The organism is Pseudomonas bananamidigenes, assembly GCF_001679645.1.
Lineage (GTDB): Bacteria > Pseudomonadota > Gammaproteobacteria > Pseudomonadales > Pseudomonadaceae > Aquipseudomonas > Aquipseudomonas bananamidigenes.
On sequence record NZ_LRUN01000037.1, the window covers coordinates 87,677 to 105,004 of the forward strand.

Genomic DNA, 17,328 nt, shown 5'->3' on the forward strand with positions numbered 1-17,328 from the left:
CGTAGAGCAAAGGCCGGGCCACTGCCGTGCAGCTCAGGAAAATCAAGGCTTTGCGTGATTTCTGTCGGACAAGTGGCAAGCGCCTGTGACGGTATCGGTACAGCCCGGGTGACAGTTTGTACCGCTTCTGGCACAACCCGTGACCGGGCGGTCTTGCCAGCATTGCAAAGACCGGTTGGCTGGAGGATGCTGAGCACCACTTCACGCATGGGCCGATGAGCCTCGGGGAGAATAATAAGAAATGCACGACAACCATTTGAGTCGCCATGCCCGTCAGGTTCTCACCGTCACCCAGGGCAAGCCGCACCTGCATGGCCCTGGTGCCGACCCGTCGATTGCCCGTTCGTGGCTGCGTTGTCTTGAGGACTATCACCTCGACCCGGCCCTGACCATGGCGCCGACGGTGCTCGAACACGGTCGTGTCCTCGAAAGCCGCGAACGCCTGCAGCAGGTGTTGCAGATCGCCGGCAATGAAATGAGCAGCCTGCATCAACAACTTTCCGGGGCCGGCCACGCGGTGCTGCTGACCGACGCGCGGGGGGTGATCCTCAACTGCGTCACCGCTCCTGCCGAACGCAAGATCTTCGAGCGCGCCGGCCTCTGGCTGGGTTCAGACTGGAGCGAGGCCTGTGAAGGCACCAACGGCATCGGCACCTGCCTGGTTGAGCGTCAGGCCCTGACCATTCATCAGGACGAACATTTCCGTGGACGCCACACCGGCCTGACGTGCTCGGCGAGCCCGGTGTTCGATCCCCACGGCGAACTGCTGGCGGTGCTCGACGTGTCCTCGGCGCGGCCGGACGTTTCGCGCCAGAGCCAGTTTCACACCATGGCGCTGGTCAATCTGTCGGCGAAGATGATCGAGAGCTGTTACTTCCTGCGTTGTTTCGATAATCAATGGTTGCTGCGTTTCCATCTCCAGGCCGAGTCCGTGGGGCTGTTCAGCGAAGGGTTGCTGGCGTTTGACGGGGAAGGGCGGATCAGTGCGGTCAACCAGAGCGCATTGAACCTGCTGGGGCACATTCGTGGCGGCTTGCTCGGCAAACCGGTGGAGGCGTTTTTCGATTGTTCGCTGGATGAATTGCTCGGGCGCGCCAGTGCCCAGGCCAGCGCCAGCTGGCCGTTGCGCAGCCGTGACGGACGGCATCTGTTTGCCGTATTGCGTGGAGAAGCGCGCAAGCCGTCTTCCGTCCTGCCGAAACCGACAGTTCCCGAAACACCGCGCCTGGCCGGCATTTGCCTGGGTGATGCCGGGCTGCAGACGGCCTTTCGCAAGGCTTTGCGGGTGTTCGAGCGCGACGTGCCGCTGTTGATCAATGGCGAAACCGGCTCCGGCAAGGAGGCGTTCGCCAAGGCTGTGCACAACGCCAGTCAACGCGCAGGCAAAGCGTTTGTCGCACTCAACTGCGCAGCGATTCCCGAGAGCCTGATCGAGAGCGAACTGTTCGGCTATCGCGGCGGCAGTTTTACCGGCGCACGCAAGGACGGCATGCGCGGCAAATTGCAACAGGCCGATGGCGGCACGCTTTTCCTCGACGAAATCGGCGACATGCCGCTGGCCTTGCAGACCCGTCTGCTGCGAGTGCTCGAAGACCGGCAGGTGGTGCCGATCGGTGGCGAGCCGGAGGCGGTCAACGTGCGGATCATCAGTGCCACTCACCGCAATCTGCTGGAGCGAGTGGCGGACGGCAGTTTCCGCGAGGATTTGTATTACCGCCTCAATGGGCTGGAAGTGGCGCTGCCGCCATTGCGCGAGCGCAGTGACAAATCCCAATTGCTGGATTTCCTGCTGGCCGAAGAGGCCAGTGGTGAAACGATCCTGATCGAAGAACCGGCGCGCCGGGCCTTGCTCCGGTTCAACTGGCCGGGCAACGTGCGGCAGATGCGCAATGTGTTGCGCACGCTGGCGGCGTTGTGCGATGAAGGGCGGATCGGACTGGAGGATCTGCCTGCGATGTTCCGGGAGATACAGCCACTGTTGATCAAAGTCGATGAGGCGTCGTCCGGACAGCCGCTGGAGGATGCCGAACGGCTGGCGTTGCTCAATGCACTGGAGCACACGCGCTGGCATATGACCCATACGGCCGAGCAGCTTGGCGTCAGTCGCAACACCCTTTATAGAAAACTGCGCAAACACGGGATTGCCCGAACTGCCTGAATACCCCTCCTGATCGTTCCCACGCTCCGCGTGGGAACGATCATGTCGGGTGATCAGCTAAAGAGTGCGATTTCCCCCTCCCTGCGCTACCCTGCGGCCATGTTTTACGAGGTCGACTATGCACATTCATATTCTGGGTATCTGCGGGACTTTCATGGGTTCGATGGCGGTTCTGGCCAAAGAGCTGGGCCATCATGTGACGGGCTCCGATGCCAACGTCTATCCGCCGATGAGCACTCAGCTTGAAGCCCAGGGCATCGAACTGACCCAGGGTTATGACCCGGCCCAGCTCGATCCGGCACCGGATCTGGTGGTGATCGGCAACGCCATGTCCCGGGGCAATCCGGCAGTGGAATATGTGCTGAACAAAGGCCTGCCGTACGTTTCCGGTCCGCAATGGCTGGCCGACCATGTGCTGCAAGATCGCTGGGTGCTGGCGGTTGCCGGTACGCACGGCAAGACCACCACCAGCAGCATGCTCGCTTGGGTGCTGGAGCACGCCGGCATGAGCCCGGGTTTCCTGATCGGCGGTGTGCCGCAGAACTTCTCGGTGTCGGCACGTCTGGGCGGCACGCCGTTCTTCGTGATCGAGGCCGACGAGTACGACAGCGCGTTCTTCGACAAGCGTTCGAAGTTCGTCCACTACCGTCCGCGCACCGCGATCCTCAATAACCTTGAGTTCGATCACGCGGACATTTTCCCCGATCTGCCGGCCATCGAGCGGCAGTTCCACCACTTGGTGCGCACGATTCCGAGCGAAGGTCTGGTGATCCATCCGACCACTGAACCGGCCTTGCAGCGCGTGATCGAGATGGGCTGCTGGACGCCTGTGCAGACCACAGGTGCCGGCGGCCAGTGGCAGGTCAAGTTGCTGAAAGAAGATGGCTCGGCGTTCGAGGTGATGTTTGAAGGCGAGTCCCAAGGTGTGGTCGAGTGGGAATTGACCGGTCAGCACAACGTTGCCAATGCCCTGGCCACTCTGGCCGCCGCACGTCACGTCGGTGTCGTGCCATCCATGGGCATTGCCGGGTTGAGCAGCTTCAAGAGCGTCAAACGCCGGATGGAGATAGTCGCGCAAGTGCGCGGCATCACCATCTATGATGACTTCGCCCACCACCCGACCGCGATTGCTACCACCCTCGATGGCTTGCGCAAACGCATCGGTGATGCACCGCTGATCGCGATCATCGAGCCGCGCTCCAACTCCATGAAGCTCGGCGCTCACCGTGACGGCCTGCCGGACAGCGTGGTGGATGCCGATCAGGTGATCTGGTACGCCCCGGCCAACCTCGGCTGGGACCTGGCGGGCACTGCCGCGCTGTGCACCGTGCCGTCGATTGTCAGCGATTCGCTGGAAGGCATCATCGAACGCGTGAAGAGCCAGGCCCAGCCCGGCACCCACGTAGTGATAATGAGCAACGGCGGTTTCGGCGGACTGCACGGCAAACTTGCCGAGGCGCTGAAATGAACACTCGCTTTCAGGACGGCGGCCCGGAACGCATCACACTGGCGATGACCGGCGCGTCCGGCGCCCAGTACGGCCTGCGCCTGCTGGATTGTCTGGTGCGCGAGGATCGGGAGGTGCATTTCCTGATCTCCAAGGCCGCGCAACTGGTGATGGCCACCGAGACGGATGTGACGCTGCCGGCCAAACCGCAATCGATGCAGGCATTCCTGACCGAATACACCGGTGCCGCCGCCGGGCAGATCCGGGTGTATGGCAAGGAAGACTGGATGTCGCCGGTGGCCTCGGGCTCCGGGGCGCCGGCGGCGATGGTGGTGGTGCCATGTTCGACCGGCACCTTGTCGGCCATCGCCACCGGCGCCTGCAACAACCTGATTGAACGCGCGGCGGACGTGACGCTGAAGGAGCGCCGCCAGTTGATTCTGGTGCCGCGCGAAGCGCCGTATTCGAGCATTCACCTGGAGCACATGCTCAAGCTGTCGAACATGGGCGTGACCATCCTGCCTGCTTCGCCGGGCTTCTATCACCAGCCGCAGACCATCGATGACCTGATCGATTTCGTGGTGGCACGGATTCTCAATCTGCTGGGCATCCCCCAGGACATGCTGCCGCGCTGGGGCGAGCACCATCTGAGCAGTGATGAATAAGCTGCTGGCGATCCTGCTGATGTTGCAATTGACCGGCTGTGCCACGGCCCGAACGCTCGATGCCGCCAAACCCGGCGCGCCGGTGGTGTATTCCGGCACGCGACTGGATTTGTATGCGATGCATGGCGGCTGTTGCGCGATGGATCGGTTCGGCGCCGAGGCGCCGAGCTATCCCGGCGTGGATCTGCCGGCCAGTGCGTTGCTCGATACTCTGTTGTTGCCGTTGTCGCTGCTCACCGTGATTGGCGTGGGGTTCCAGGCGACTGGAGGGTTGTGAAGCCTCCGGCCCGCCAGACTGCCGGCTCATGATTTTTTCTACAACGTAATGGTTTCGACGGGAAAGGTGATGTCGGTGGAAAAGATGTCGTTTCCTGGCGGCCATTCCATCACCCGTTTCCCGGCCGTTGCCACCTCATCGATCAAGGCGTCGTATTCATCCCGGTTCAGGACTTCGACTGCCAGGTCTTGGCTTCTTGCTCGTGCCTGCGTGTACAGGTCGTCCACGGTGGCTGCACGCGTCATGGCCGAGTTGACCAGCCAGATACGCCTTGAGCTGAACCCGGCGGGCTGCATCGAAACGTGTCCCTCCAGCTTCATGGCAGGAAACAAAGTGCTGTCATCTGCAGAACGCAGGTTGACCCGCGCTGCGTTGTAGATGCGGTTGTCCGAACCCGGGACCACCTCGACATTACGGGTATCGATCAGGTAGCAAAACAGGAGGCGTGGAGAGTGGGGGCTGGAAGTGACGTCATTGATCCGGGTGGGTTCCTGGCGTGTCAGTGATTCCCTCGGTCGGGCGCTGGAGGCAGCAGGCATTGTATTGAACTGACCGATGAAACCCATCGCAGTCTTGAGACTGAACAGTGCACTCACGGCAGTTGCACTCGTGGAACCCTCGAGTGACAAGGGCTGTGGAATCATTGCACCTGCGCGGGCGAATTCAAACGGTGTCCGCTCATCCACTTTGAATACGGCAGGAATGTCATCTCTGTACAGATAATTATGTTTGTTGCGTTTGTAGCCACAGCGCTCCAGCAACTGCCGAAAGAACGGAGGTGTCAGACTGGCCTGCAGCAGGCTTGAGCCTCCACCCTGACGCCTCAACCTGATGATCTCGGCATGGATTTCCGACAGGTACGGCTCGAATTGTTCAAATCTGGTCACCACCAGTGTGCGAGCCTGGTGTGACTTGACCCAGGTTGGTACTTCATCGCCGATCAGGTTGTTGAATTGCCCGGTTGGCGATATTTCCTGACTGAGGCGTGTCAATTGCTCGATGGAAAGATTGTAGGGCTGGAATCGGGCAATCACTTGCTCCTGTGTTTGAAGCGGTGAATGCGGATTTGTCCACAGTCGCAAGTAGTCGATCAACTGCTCCCTGAGTGATGGATATTCCCGGGGTTTGACCCAGTCTGGCGCGATCCCCTTGATCGCAACATCCCGACGAAAGCGCACGATGTCGTTCCCTTCGATTCTGTACAGGTTCCAGATATCGATGTCTCGCCAATAAGGGCGAAATATCTTGTTATTGGCCGTATATCTGGCTGGCGTGACAATTTTCAGAGTGGTGCCGTCGTAAAACGCGGCCTGCGTCAGCGGGCCGTGACGGTCACTCAGACCGGGTTTGCGCTGCAACCGGACATACCCGTGAAAATCCGTCTGGCCGTGATCCCAGGTGTAATAGGTCTGATGGCCATAGGGTGCGACGTCTGTTGTCCCGGACGTGTCGACTGTTTCCAGGCGTGGCGAATGCGTTGGGGAGTCGGGTGTTTCACCTTGCAGAGGAACGTGGGTGCGTTCACCTGCATCCTCGGCGGATGTGGTGTCTTGACGGTTCAGAGGACGACCGGACCTTTCGCGTTCCAGCCCCCAGCTTTGCCAACGGTTCAACTCTGCGTCCAGATAGACCTTCTGCTGTCGTTGCGTCCGGACTCTGGCCCATAAGGGTCTTTTGCCGAGGTTGTGTGCCTCGGTGCGAAAGCGGGTGATGTCTGCACCCTGAAGACCGTAGAGATCCCAGATGTCGTGATCCGTCCACCCAGGCAACAGATCTGCAGGCTGATCGACATGAGTGGCGGAAGGCTCGACTCTGACGAACGATCCATTGTCGTCCTTGAAGGCGTGAAGCAGCTCGGGACCGACGGCGCTGCTCCGTCCCCTTATGCGATGCATGATCGTGTAGCCATGATGGTGGGTGACGGCTTTGTTCCACACGTAATGCTGGAGGTCTACGTACGCGACATTCGAGCCTGGAGATGTCTGAGACGGCTGCGCGGCTTGCGACGAGTGTGTCTGGACCGGCATGTTGCCGGTGGTGGTCGGTTGTCCGGATATCGCCAGTGAAACCGAGGGACGGGGGGCGTCCGGTTCACGGACCCGCCAGGAATGGCTGTCGGAATCGAAATCCAGGGCCGGACCTGACGGTTGTGCTTCCTGGGGCAATTTCGCCCGGTAGGTTCCGATGCTGTCGTCCCATCCCACCATCACCGTGGTGGTTGTGGTGTATTGCACTTCGGCATAAATGCGCCCTCTGTGAACTCGCAGCCCTTCAGCATTGGCGTCGGGCAAACGCGTCTGGACCTGTGGCGGCAGTTCATAGTCGCGTATGGGGGCGGCGGGGCGAGGGTTACGGGATGAACTTGTCTCCCTTTCCACGGGAGTGGGCACGAGGTCGTGGAGGTAAATCGTGGGCAACGTCGCGCTCGAGGGCTGTGTTGTCGACGACGGTGAGTCGGATTGCCGAACGCTCGGTCCATCGGCTCGAATGAGCCCAGGAAGCTCGATGCGCGGAGTCGATGGCGGTAGCGGGGGCTCGAGGGGCGTGGGGGAGGTGCCAGGTTTTTTCGGTGTCGGATTTCTGGGTGCCATCAGGGGTCCTTTCATTGATTGCCTGCCGTAAGGCACGTTATTGATGAAAGGAATGGTGTGTGTGGTAGATAGTTACGACGCGGTTGGCGAATCGAATCGGCTTATGGTGTCGGACGGTTCAACACAGGGTTCTCGGACTTGATCGGAAAATCACGGTCTGGACCTGTGTCGAACCGCTTGATGTGCGAACTCACTTGCCGAGTTTGCGTAGCTCATCCGACTCGACGATCCGCACGCCGTCCTGTTCTTCCAGCGCCAGGCGCCACATGGCCCGGGCCAGCTGGCAGGCTTCGATGCCACGGTACTTGCCGGGAATCAGTTTCGAGAACGGCGCGGCAAGCTGCTCGCCCAGGCGCGGCTCGCTGCGTTCGCCAAGCAGCAGTGACGGCCGGCAGATGGTCAGTTGCGGCCAGTCCTGCGCGCGCAATGCGTGTTCCATCTCGCCCTTGACCCGGTTGTAGAAAATCGAGGACCGGCGATCGGCTCCGAGGGCGCTGATCACGATCAGGTGCCGTGCCCCCATTTCCCGGGCACGCTTGGCGAACGCCACTACCATGTCCAGATCCACGGCGCGAAACGCCTCTTCGGAGCCGGCCTGTTTGATGGTGGTGCCGAGGCAGCAGTAGGCGATATCGACACGACCGGCCAGTTGCGGCAGGAAGGTCTGTGGATCGCCGACCGGGTTTTCCAGATGTGGATGTTCGGCCAGTGGCCGGCGTGAAGGGGCCAGGACACGGGTGATCGTCGGCTCGTTGAGCAAGCGATCGAGCAGGTGCTCACCGGTCAGCCCGGTGGCGCCGGCAAGCAAGACATGCTGAGGCGTCAAGTACATAGTGTCTCTCCCTTGATACTGTTCAGCTTAGTTGCTGTTTGTCGCTCCGTCGTTCAATGCAGCACTTTGCAATGCTTTTCTCGCCTGTTGCTTGCGCAGTAGCTGCCAATGCGAAAGCACGGTTTTCGGTGCCCAGATTTGTGGTTCGGACGCTTCGAAATTGTCCGCCAGCTCGCGCTCGGCCACGGTGGCCTTGGCCAGTTTGAAGGCTTGCTCCAGGTCGTCTGTCTGATTCAGTGCCTGGGCGAACAGGGCATCGCCGAAATACGTGAAATTGGCTTCTTCCGAGCAGCCGAACGATACGCGGTCGGCGCGCGAGGCGGTCATGATCAGTGTGCGTTCGTCCTTGAGTGCCGGAATGAAGCCGCCGGAATAGCACGCCGAAATCACGATGATCTTGTCGCGGTTCTTCAGTGGTGCGAGCACGGTGGCGAGTTCGTCGGCGGGCAGATCGGCCAGTTCCATGCGCGGCTGGTCGAGGACCAGTTCGTGTTCGGCGGTGCCATGGCTGGTCAGGTAGATGAAGACCAGGTCTTCCGGACCGCTGCGTTCGGCCAGGGTCTGGGCGGCGCGACGCAGGTTTTCGCGGGTGGCCATCGGCCGGTCGCCGAGGTGGTCGCGATGATTGACCAGGCGGATTTGGCCAACGGCGCCGAAACGGCTGGTGAGCATGTTGGCCACGTAGTCGGATTCGCGCAGGAACACGCTTTGCTTGCCGTCGCCGCCGAGGGTCAGGGTGTACAGCTCCACTGCCGGGGTCGAAGCCGGCACATTGGCCAGCGCTTCGTCGAGCAGCCGCCCTTGGGCCAGCAGGCCGAGTTCGAGGGTGTCGGGCAACAATTTGCCGTCGGCGTCGCGCACACGCTGGCCGTTGATCCAGGTGCCGCTGAGCACGGTGCCGTCGGTGAGCACCAGGGTGCCGCGTCCCGAGTAGCTGTCGCTGTCGAATCCGCCGATGTAGAAACTGCCATCGGACAGGTTCAGACGACCCTGGCCACTGAAACGCCAGTCGTTGAAGTAGCCGATGTAATGGCTGCCGTCGGCACCGATCAGTTCGCCCTTGCCGGTCAGCGCGCCTTCCTTGAACTGGCCGAGCCAGACGTCGCCGTCAGCGTTTTCGTAACGGCCCTTGCCGTGCAGTTGATTGTTCTTGAAGCCGCCGACATAGATGTCGCCGTCGGCGCTGTTGAAGGTGCCGTTGCCTTCGAGCTGGCCATTGATGAAATGGCCGCTGAACTGATTGCCGCTGGCATCGCCGCGCTGGCCTTCGCCGTTGGGTTTGCCGTGGAGGAACTGGCCCTGATAGGAGCTGCCGTCATCCAGCTCCAGGCGACCGAGCCCGGAATACTGGTCGTCCTTGAATTCGCCGCGATAGGTCATCGCGTTTTCCTTGAGAGTGCCTTCGCCTTCGCGCCGTCCCTGCTTGAAACCGCCGGTGTAGCTGCCGCCATGAGTGGTCAGCGTGCCCTGGCCGTCGAACAGGCCCTGCTGGAAGTTGCCGCGATAGACCTCGCCATTGCTGCCGTGCCATTCACCCTGGCCGTGCCACTGTCCCTTGTCGAAGGTGCCGGCGTACCAACTGCCGTTGGGGTAGTCGACCCGTCCCTGGCCTTGCAGCAGACCGTTGACCAGTTCACCGCGGTAACGTCCGCCATCGGGCAGCCGTGCGTCCGGGGGCAACAGCGATTCGCCGTCGCCGCAGGCGGTGAGCATCAGGGTCAGGGCAAGCGGTGCAAGAGCAGCAAGTTGGCGCATAGCGGGATCCGGGCAATTAGGCGACCGAGTATGCCGCAGCTATGTGACCTTATACAGCCGGCAGAGAGGAGTGGATGCGAAACCGCGTGAGCCGCTTCGCATCCCGGCACTCAGACGAAACAAAGTGACAGCGGTTCGGCGATGTAGGCCGGTTTGTCCGAGCCTTCGATCTCCAGGGTGGCGGTGGCCTTGAGCAGCCACTGGCCGGGTTTCTTCTCGGTCACTTCACCGAGATCGACCTTGAGCCGGACTTTGGAATTGACCTTGACCGGCTGAATGAAACGCACGCTGTCCAGACCGTAGTTGACCACCATCTTCACGCCTTGCGGCAGGATCAGGATGTCTTCCATCAGTTTGGGAATCAGCGACAGCGACAGGAAACCGTGTGCAATGGTGCTGCCAAATGGCGTTTGCGCTGCTTTGACCGGATCGACATGGATGAACTGATAATCCCCGGTGGCTTCGGCGAACAGGTTGATGCGTTCCTGATCGATGGTGAGCCATTCGGAACGTCCGAGTTCCTTGCCGACATAATCTTTGAGCTCTGCAACTGGAACATAGGGCATTGAGACTCTCCTTGGGTTCATCGGTTTTATCGTTTTTCAGGTGGGGGATTTGCCCGCCCTGCGAACCACTGTAGATCATCATGGCGATTTGCTCAGGTCAACCGACCATGCTTTTGGCGAATGCCGATCCATAGCGCAGGCGTGCTTATAATGCCGACGACTTGCGGGTTGGAAAGTAAGACGGAGATGACGGATGTTGCTACGCGGCCTGACGTGCCTGGTGCTGTTTCAATTGCTCGGCACGGCCCTCAATCATTTGCTGTTGCCGGTGCTGCCGGGGCCGATCATCGGTCTTTTGCTGTTGCTGGCGTTTTTGATCGTGCGCGGTGAAGTGGGCGAGCCGCTGAACCTGGCCGCCGGCAGTCTGTTGCGTTATCTGCCGTTGCTGCTGGTGCCGCCGGCGGTAGGTGTAATGGTTTATGCCACGGCGATTGCCGCGGATTTCTGGGCCATCGTCGGCGCGCTGGTGGTCTCGCTGATTCTGTCCATGGCCTTCGCCGGGGTGCTGATGCAACGCTTGGTCAAGCGTCACGCACCGCACTCGGAGGATTACTGATGCTGTTCGACTGGCAAGGTGCCTGGGCTTCGGTGATTCACCATCCCCTGTTCGGCATCGGCATCACCCTGGGTGCCTATCAACTGGTGTTGGCAGCCTTCGAGAAAACCCGCTGGATCTTCCTGCAACCGGTGCTCGTTTCGATGTTGCTGGTGATCGCTGTGCTGGTGGGTTGCGGTCTGACCTACGCCGAATACCGCAAGAGCACGGAAATCCTCAGCATTCTGCTGGGTCCGGCGACCGTCGCGCTGGCCGTGCCGCTGTATCTGAATCTGCGGCGCATCCGCCAATTGTTCTGGCCGATTTTTACTACGCTGGTGATAGGCGGGGTGGTCGCCACGGGTATGGGTGTGGCGTTAGGCTGGTGGTTCGGCGCCGATCACATGATTTTGATGACCATGGCGCCCAAGTCGGTGACTTCGCCCATCGCGATGCTGGTGGCCGAGCAGATTGGCGGTGTCGCGGCGCTGGCGGCGGTGTTCGTGCTGATCACCGGGGTGATTGGCGCGATCTTCGGCCCGGCGTTGTTGACCCGCCTCGGCGTGCACAGTCCGGAGGCGCGAGGCATGGCGCTGGGCATGACGGCGCATGCGGTCGGTACGTCGGTGGCGTTGCAGGAAAGCGACGAGTGCGGCGCCTTCGCGGCGCTGGCGATGAGTCTGATGGGCGTGGCCACGGCGGTCTTCCTGCCGTTGGCGGTGACAATGGTGGTGTAAGGAAATGTCTATGAGTCTGCCGCTTTTCCCGCTGAACACGGTGCTGTTTCCCGGCTGCAATCTGGATCTGCAGATCTTCGAGGCACGTTACCTGGACATGATCGGTCGCTGCATGAAACAGGGCGGCGGGTTCGGTGTGGTGTGCATTCTCGAAGGCCATGAAGTCGGCGTCGCCCCCGAAGGTTACGCGATGGTCGGCTGTGAGGCGCGGATCACGGATTTCCAGCAGCAGGACAACGGGCTGCTGGGTATCCGGGTGCAAGGCGGGCGCCGCTTCATCGTGCAGCACAGCGACGTGCAGCGCGATCAGCTGATCGTCGCCGAGGTGGAGTGGCTGGACGAAGAGCCCGAGCAACCCTTGCAGGATGAAGACGCCGATCTGGTGGCGCTGCTCAAGGCCCTCGCCGAACATCCGATGGTCGAAGCGCTGAACATGGGCACCGAAGCGGTCGGTCAGCAGTCGCTGGCCAACCAACTGGCCTATCTGCTGCCCTTCGCCGAAGAGGACAAGATCGACCTGCTGCAACTCGACGATCCGCAGCAGCGACTGGATGCGATCCAGGCGCTGCTCGACGAGTTACAGGGCGAACTTTTCGCCTGAAGCGGCTTATTCGGGCCAGACGATATCGTTGGCGAACCACTCCTTGCCCCTGTCCAGTGTCAGGATCGGCTTGCCTGCCAGGGCAACCTTGTCGATCAGGGCGTCATATTCATGCCGGTTGAACGCACCACTGTGGGTGCGCTCTTCAATGGAGTCGCCGTATTGTGCCTGCTCGCCAATGTCGTCGACCTTCGCTGCGCGAGTGAACGTTGAGTCGAGCAGCCACAGGCGCTGCGACTCGATGCCCCGCTTCGAGGTCGATATCAGTGCTTCGAGTTCATCGTCGGGAAACCACGCACCTTTGCGGATGGCTGCGTCATTGAGAAACTGGTTTTCCTCCCTGAGGACCACTTCCAGCTTTCGCGTGTCGATGACGTAGGCAAAAACAAACTGCTGATTGTGGCGGATCGTTTCGTAGTTGCGCTCGGGGTCCAGTTCCACGTCGGATACATCAGACCAGTCGTTGTCCGATTCGCCCGACTCGACATCCGGCTCGCCGGGCTTTCTGCCGGGGTATTTGTTTTTCTGGTTGTTGTAGCGCAGGTATTCCGGATCGGGGGACTCGGTACCGCGACCGGCGTATCCCCTGACCAGCTCAAGGCTGACCGTGGCGCTGATCGGCTTCTCCGTTGTCGCACCACGGGGATGCTTCAGACGCGGCAGCATCCGGCCGTCGTTAAAGAACTCGAAAGGCGTACGTTCATCGCCCCTGAACAGACCGGGAATGTCGGTGCGGTACAGGCAATTGCTGCTGTTGCGCAAATAACCCAGCTTTGCAAGAAAAGCGTCCAGAAACTCTCCGCTGACACTTTCATCGAAGCCGCCAAGACCGTGGCGCAGCAGCTTGCCGTTGCGCAATGGCAGGAGCAGCGGTTCGATTTCCTGGTGGAACGCATCGAAGCGGGTCGGATCGTCTACGTCCATTGAGCGAAGCTTGTGGCTGTCCGCCCAGCGGGGAAGCATCAACGGATTGGCGATCAGATCGTCGCGCAGTCGCACGTGCTGACGGGGGGACAGGTTGTAGGCGCGCAACAGTACGACGCGTTCACCGTGGGTCATTTGTGGATACAGCCGCTTGAAGTGCTCGTTCAACAACTCGGTGGTGGCGGCCTTCAAGTCTATCGTTAGCGGTTCGGGCGAGGGTTGCCTGGTCGATACAATCGCTGCGCCGTCAGTGTCCGTCGGGTGCGGTCGTTTCAGCGGTCTCGACAGGCTCCACGTTGTCTCACCGGTATTTCGGTAGAGGGCCGGGCCGGGCGCAAGTTTCTTGTAAAGATCCATTGCCCGGTAAGTGCCAAGGCTGTCATCGAACTCCACGTATACCGTGCCGACCTCTTTCACATCGACGAACTGGCGCCCGACGATGTAACGCAGGCCTTCGTCGTTGGGCGGTTGCATGTTGCGCAGCAGTCCGGGGTTCAGCAGGTAGCCGTTCAAGCCTGTGGCTGATTGACGGAGTCCCGATGGCAAATCCGATATCTGTACACGTGGCGGTTCGGATGTACCGGCGGGTGGCGGGGTATGCCCCGGGTTTTGACCACGTGGCGTGAACGAGTCGGGCGATTGATGTTGCGGCGACTGTGGAAGCAGTGGTCGTAACCGGGGTGGTTGAGCGAGTGGGACGACAGGCGTGTCTGGCCTGGTAGGGCCGGGTGGTGCGGGCGGTTTGGGGCGCATGGTGTCATTCCTTGACGTTGATCAGGTGCTCGATCGGTATCGAGCGGGACGGAGCACTTTCCGAGCTCCAGGCACGGGTGTCGGTGTTGTAGAAGATCCTGCCGGCAGCCCCATCGCGCAGGCGAATATTGCGAACCTGCACGTGACGGGTCTCGAGTTCGTCGCGTTGTTGGTGGTCAGCGATGTCCTGGATGATTGCCTGAATCGATGAATAAGCGCGGGCATCCACGGCGTAGAGACCGATTACCTCGAACAGGGCGTTGATCCTGTAACGGTTCCCCGATGTGACCAGCACCTCGACAGTTTCCAGTGGCAACGTCGGGTCGTTGCTGTCCGGCAGATGAATCCGGATGCTGCCGATCTTCAGCAGGTTGTCCTTTATGGCAAGGTCGCGCGAGGTGATCTGTTCCTGCAGATGTTGTGTGTGAACGTGCCAGGTGGATGACCCCGAAATGCTGGCGTCGGCCTCGGTGGTGGACAGTCGAATGGAGAGGTGGCTGGCGGGAAACAGCTCGTAAGTCGAGGATCGTCCTTCCAGCCAGTAGGTCGCATGGTGCTCGGCAGCCCGAAAATCGATCCGTTGCGGCGTAGCCTTCAAGGTGCGTTTTTCGATGAAAGGCCGGACGAAAATGTATTTGCCGGCCCGTTCACGCAATGAGGCGCGGCTCTGGATACTGGTGTAACCGCTGTTTTTTGCATCCTCGAGGTACGAGTTGTCAGGGAATTCGAGGGCGTAGGAAACGCCGTCGCGCATGACCAGGGTCACGGGATGTTTCATCAGCCAGCCGGAGGCCATGATCCCGGCACCCATATCGCTTTTCTTGCCCGGACCTTCTTCTACTGCGCCGTGCAAAGAGAGCAGCCCTCCTCCCGGACCGAAAGTGATGGCGAAGTGAACGTTCGAGTAGCCGAGAAACGTGAACGCACCGGGCTCCGTTTTTTTTACGGTATAGATGGCCCGGACTTCGTCGATTTCCGAACTGTCGCGATCGATATAAAGGGTGCTCCGGGAGGGCTTGTCGTTCTGCGTGGCCACCAGGATCGTGTGATGGACATCGCGGGAAACGAAGTAGGACGAGTGCGTCTTGTCCGAAAGATTGAAAGGGCGGTCATTGACCGGAACCGGGGAAGCCTTGGCGATGCCGGCAGTCAGAACGCTGACACCCACCGACAGATCGTTCAGGTCCGTAACTTCGGCAGGCCACTCCGGTTGCAGGTGGTAACCGTCCTGGGTGATGAACGTCCATTTGGCATTGCGCAACGAGCGCTTGCCATCGACGGTCCGGTACACCGCTTCGAGAGTCAGTTCCCGTCGTGGCGAGCGCACGTCGTCATCGCGTAGTGATTCGATGACCAGTGCGTCATTGCGAATGTACCAACGCTGGATGGCTTCGAGCGGTACGCCCAGATAGACCTTGCTGGGCTCCTGGCCATCTTCGGTGATGGAAACGTGGTGACTCGTCGGGTCCAGCTGATAGGTATCGCTGCCAGGGCCTCCGTCGACCGTGACATGCAGACCACGTACGGAAATCTGGTCGTCCCCGGCACCGGCATCGACACGATCATTGCCATTGGCGGCGATGATGTCGGCCTGTTCGGAGCCGGTCACGCGATTGATCGCGCCGGCGAGCGTCTCGACCTTTTCGATGGAGCTGAGCGTCGAGTGCAGCACCGGCTCGAGTTCTGGGTCCTCGGGTCGCAACGATAGCGCGCCGTTTTTCAGGTCGATGTGATAGCCGAGGTGACGCGGCGGGTCGGGGATATGATCCAGATGTCTGTGCGTGCCTTGCAGCCATAACAGATCGATACCGTCCCCTCCCGACAGCTCGCTTGCCTTGATCGGATCGTATGAAAGAGCTTCGGACGCCGACTGAAAAATAAAGGAGTCACCCTTGTCGCCGCCATGCAGCACTTTTCTGCCGGTGCCATAGCTGAAAAAGTTGGCTTTGTTCCGCACGCCCTGCACCGCGTCCTGGCCACCGCCGAGGCTCCAGAACACACCCTTGGCCGGATCACTTTTTACTTTGGAAAGGATGGAATCCGATGCCGGCAGGCCAGCTCTTGCGTCGTAAATGTCATCGGTATCAACGATGACCGGCAGGTTCTCGGTCTTGTACGGCGACTCGCCGTTGTTCCACGCATAGTAATAGATGCGAGTGGGCTGCAGCCGGACCTCGTACTGGCCATTGACGATCACATCGACGGTTTCCTTGAATTCATTGTCCAGCCAGCCAAGGCTGCGGGTCTTCAGGGCTTTGGCGTAGTCCGCAGTGGTCTTGGCGACCAGGTAGCGATACATCAGCGCCTTGTCCTGATCCTGACCGGTGAACGCAAACCAGCCGGCACGCCAGCGCTCGTTCACGGTCAGTTCGATGTAGTCGTCAATGTCGTCGACCGCCCGGACGGCGCCATAGATTTTCGCCCCGACAATCATGATCGCGGCGGCGGCGAGCCCCACCGGGCCTGCTGCCTGAAATCCCGCCAAAGCTGCACAGCCGAGAGCCAGTGAAAGCACACCGCTGAATACGCTCAACCCGCCGGTGACATACAGGTCCTGCGCCTCCTTGCCCTGGGTCCTGGCGGCATCGTTGAAGGATTTGATGGCGGTATAGATATCGAAGGGCAGCGTCAGCACGCTGGCGATCAACCCCGCCCCGCGACACAGCCATTTGCCCATGGAGGTCTTGCCGAATTGTTCGAACGCCATGGACCCCTGGCGGATCATTTGCTCGCCGGTCTTGCTCAAGGCGTACTCGACACCCAGGGAGGTGATTTCCGCGAGCCCTCCGCCTGCGTTGATCAGCGCCTCAGCTGTATCGCCTTTCTTCAAGGCGTCGATAGCACCGATGTAAGCGCTGTAAAGTCCGTACGCCTGCATCCCGACGCCCACGCTGGCCATCCCGCGGCTTTTGGTTTTATCGACCCAGTCCGGCAGGTGTTCGGGTAGCGGGTCTCGACGAATATCGAGGCGCTGGGTGGCGTTCAGCAGGTGGTTGATCCTGTTCATGGCGTCAGCGAATTCGCCGGTTGGCATCTCTCGCATGAGTGGTGGGGCATCGGGAGAACGCTGGGTGACGATCTCGTACAGCAGGGGCGGGATCTGAGCGTTTTCCGCTGAGGGAACGGCTCTCATGCGCTGTTCGATCCGAGCCGTATCGAATTCCAGTGCATCGATGAACGCCTGGTCAGGTTCGGAAAAGTAGGTGTTGATTGGCGAAATGGCCTGCCCGTCGACTCGGCCACCCAAGGCTTGAAGTGTCCGGCGACTGACGCTGAATTCGCCGATGTGCAAGGGACCGAACAGGGCATCCAGGTCTGCAAGGCCGGGCGTTTGATTTGAGGCGGGAACCTGTGGCTCTGGCGGGATGTTCAGGTCGGATATTTTGATCGGCGCTGACGGCCTGTCAGTCTGAGGTGGGGTGTTCAGTCGATTTGTCGAAGTCATTGCTCTTTTCACAAGTCCGTTTGTGGTTTATCTGCCGGAATG

Annotated in this window: 13 protein-coding genes; 7 read left to right on the forward strand and 6 right to left on the reverse strand. The window is 60.5% G+C overall.

The genetic code is table 11. From position 1 onward, the window contains the following. Window positions 1-241: 241 nt before the first annotated feature. The 4 genes from BBF94_RS13895 (at window position 242) to BBF94_RS13910 (ending at window position 4,547) form a co-directional block, all read left to right on the forward strand. Window positions 242-2,158, forward strand: coding sequence for a sigma-54-dependent Fis family transcriptional regulator (locus BBF94_RS13895; protein ID WP_065259573.1), 1,917 nt, complete (start codon window positions 242-244; stop codon window positions 2,156-2,158). A gap of 118 nt (window positions 2,159-2,276) precedes the next feature. Further along, the gene (gene mpl / locus BBF94_RS13900) at window positions 2,277-3,626 is read left to right on the forward strand and encodes a UDP-N-acetylmuramate:L-alanyl-gamma-D-glutamyl-meso-diaminopimelate ligase (protein ID WP_065259574.1); all 1,350 of its coding nucleotides are present in this window, start codon (window positions 2,277-2,279) and stop codon (window positions 3,624-3,626) included. Further along, window positions 3,623-4,270, forward strand: coding sequence for a flavin prenyltransferase UbiX (ubiX, locus tag BBF94_RS13905; RefSeq protein ID WP_065259575.1), 648 nt, complete (start codon window positions 3,623-3,625; stop codon window positions 4,268-4,270). The genes mpl and ubiX overlap by 4 nt, the downstream gene beginning before the upstream one ends. After that, complete coding sequence (locus tag BBF94_RS13910; RefSeq protein WP_065259576.1) at window positions 4,263-4,547, forward strand: YceK/YidQ family lipoprotein; 285 nt, start codon at window positions 4,263-4,265, stop codon at window positions 4,545-4,547. Before ubiX ends, BBF94_RS13910 begins: the two co-directional genes overlap by 8 nt. A 38-nt stretch (window positions 4,548-4,585) precedes the next feature. On the opposite strand, the gene BBF94_RS13915 is transcribed toward BBF94_RS13910, so the two are convergent. The 4 genes from BBF94_RS13915 to BBF94_RS13930 form a co-directional block, all read right to left on the reverse strand. Further along, the gene (locus BBF94_RS13915; protein ID WP_141676579.1) at window positions 4,586-6,838 is read right to left on the reverse strand and encodes a hypothetical protein; all 2,253 of its coding nucleotides are present in this window, start codon (window positions 6,836-6,838) and stop codon (window positions 4,586-4,588) included. 490 nt (window positions 6,839-7,328) lie between these two features. Beyond that, window positions 7,329-7,970: an oxidoreductase gene (locus BBF94_RS13920; protein ID WP_065259578.1), complete on the reverse strand. Its 642-nt coding sequence runs from the start codon at window positions 7,968-7,970 to the stop codon at window positions 7,329-7,331. A gap of 27 nt (window positions 7,971-7,997) precedes the next feature. Continuing rightward, complete coding sequence (locus BBF94_RS13925) at window positions 7,998-9,725, reverse strand: C13 family peptidase (protein WP_065259579.1); 1,728 nt, start codon at window positions 9,723-9,725, stop codon at window positions 7,998-8,000. A gap of 110 nt (window positions 9,726-9,835) precedes the next feature. Beyond that, the gene (locus tag BBF94_RS13930) at window positions 9,836-10,291 is read right to left on the reverse strand and encodes a MaoC family dehydratase (RefSeq protein WP_007909575.1); all 456 of its coding nucleotides are present in this window, start codon (window positions 10,289-10,291) and stop codon (window positions 9,836-9,838) included. Between the two features lie 193 nt (window positions 10,292-10,484). Here BBF94_RS13930 and BBF94_RS13935 point away from each other — a divergent pair, with 193 nt between their 5' ends. Genes BBF94_RS13935 through BBF94_RS13945 form a run of 3 tightly spaced genes read left to right on the forward strand, consistent with a single transcriptional unit; the run spans window position 10,485 to window position 12,164 of the window. Further along, a complete protein-coding gene (locus BBF94_RS13935) occupies window positions 10,485-10,847 on the forward strand; it encodes a CidA/LrgA family protein (RefSeq protein ID WP_065259580.1) in 363 nt (120 codons plus the stop codon). After that, the gene (locus tag BBF94_RS13940; protein ID WP_065259581.1) at window positions 10,847-11,563 is read left to right on the forward strand and encodes an LrgB family protein; all 717 of its coding nucleotides are present in this window, start codon (window positions 10,847-10,849) and stop codon (window positions 11,561-11,563) included. The genes BBF94_RS13935 and BBF94_RS13940 overlap by 1 nt, the downstream gene beginning before the upstream one ends. 10 nt (window positions 11,564-11,573) lie before the next feature. Beyond that, window positions 11,574-12,164 carry an LON peptidase substrate-binding domain-containing protein gene (locus tag BBF94_RS13945; protein WP_065259582.1) on the forward strand — a complete coding sequence of 197 codons (591 nt, stop codon included), beginning with the start codon at window positions 11,574-11,576 and terminating at the stop codon, window positions 12,162-12,164. A gap of 6 nt (window positions 12,165-12,170) precedes the next feature. Here BBF94_RS13945 and BBF94_RS13950 read toward each other — a convergent pair whose 3' ends face one another. Together BBF94_RS13950 and BBF94_RS13955 are read right to left on the reverse strand one after the other, a co-directional pair. Then, complete coding sequence (locus BBF94_RS13950) at window positions 12,171-13,601, reverse strand: hypothetical protein (RefSeq protein WP_225875055.1); 1,431 nt, start codon at window positions 13,599-13,601, stop codon at window positions 12,171-12,173. Between the two features lie 244 nt (window positions 13,602-13,845). Next, on the reverse strand, window positions 13,846-17,088 hold the full coding sequence (locus tag BBF94_RS13955; RefSeq protein ID WP_065259626.1) for a hypothetical protein: 3,243 nt from the start codon (window positions 17,086-17,088) through the stop codon (window positions 13,846-13,848). Window positions 17,089-17,328: the final 240 nt, after the last annotated feature.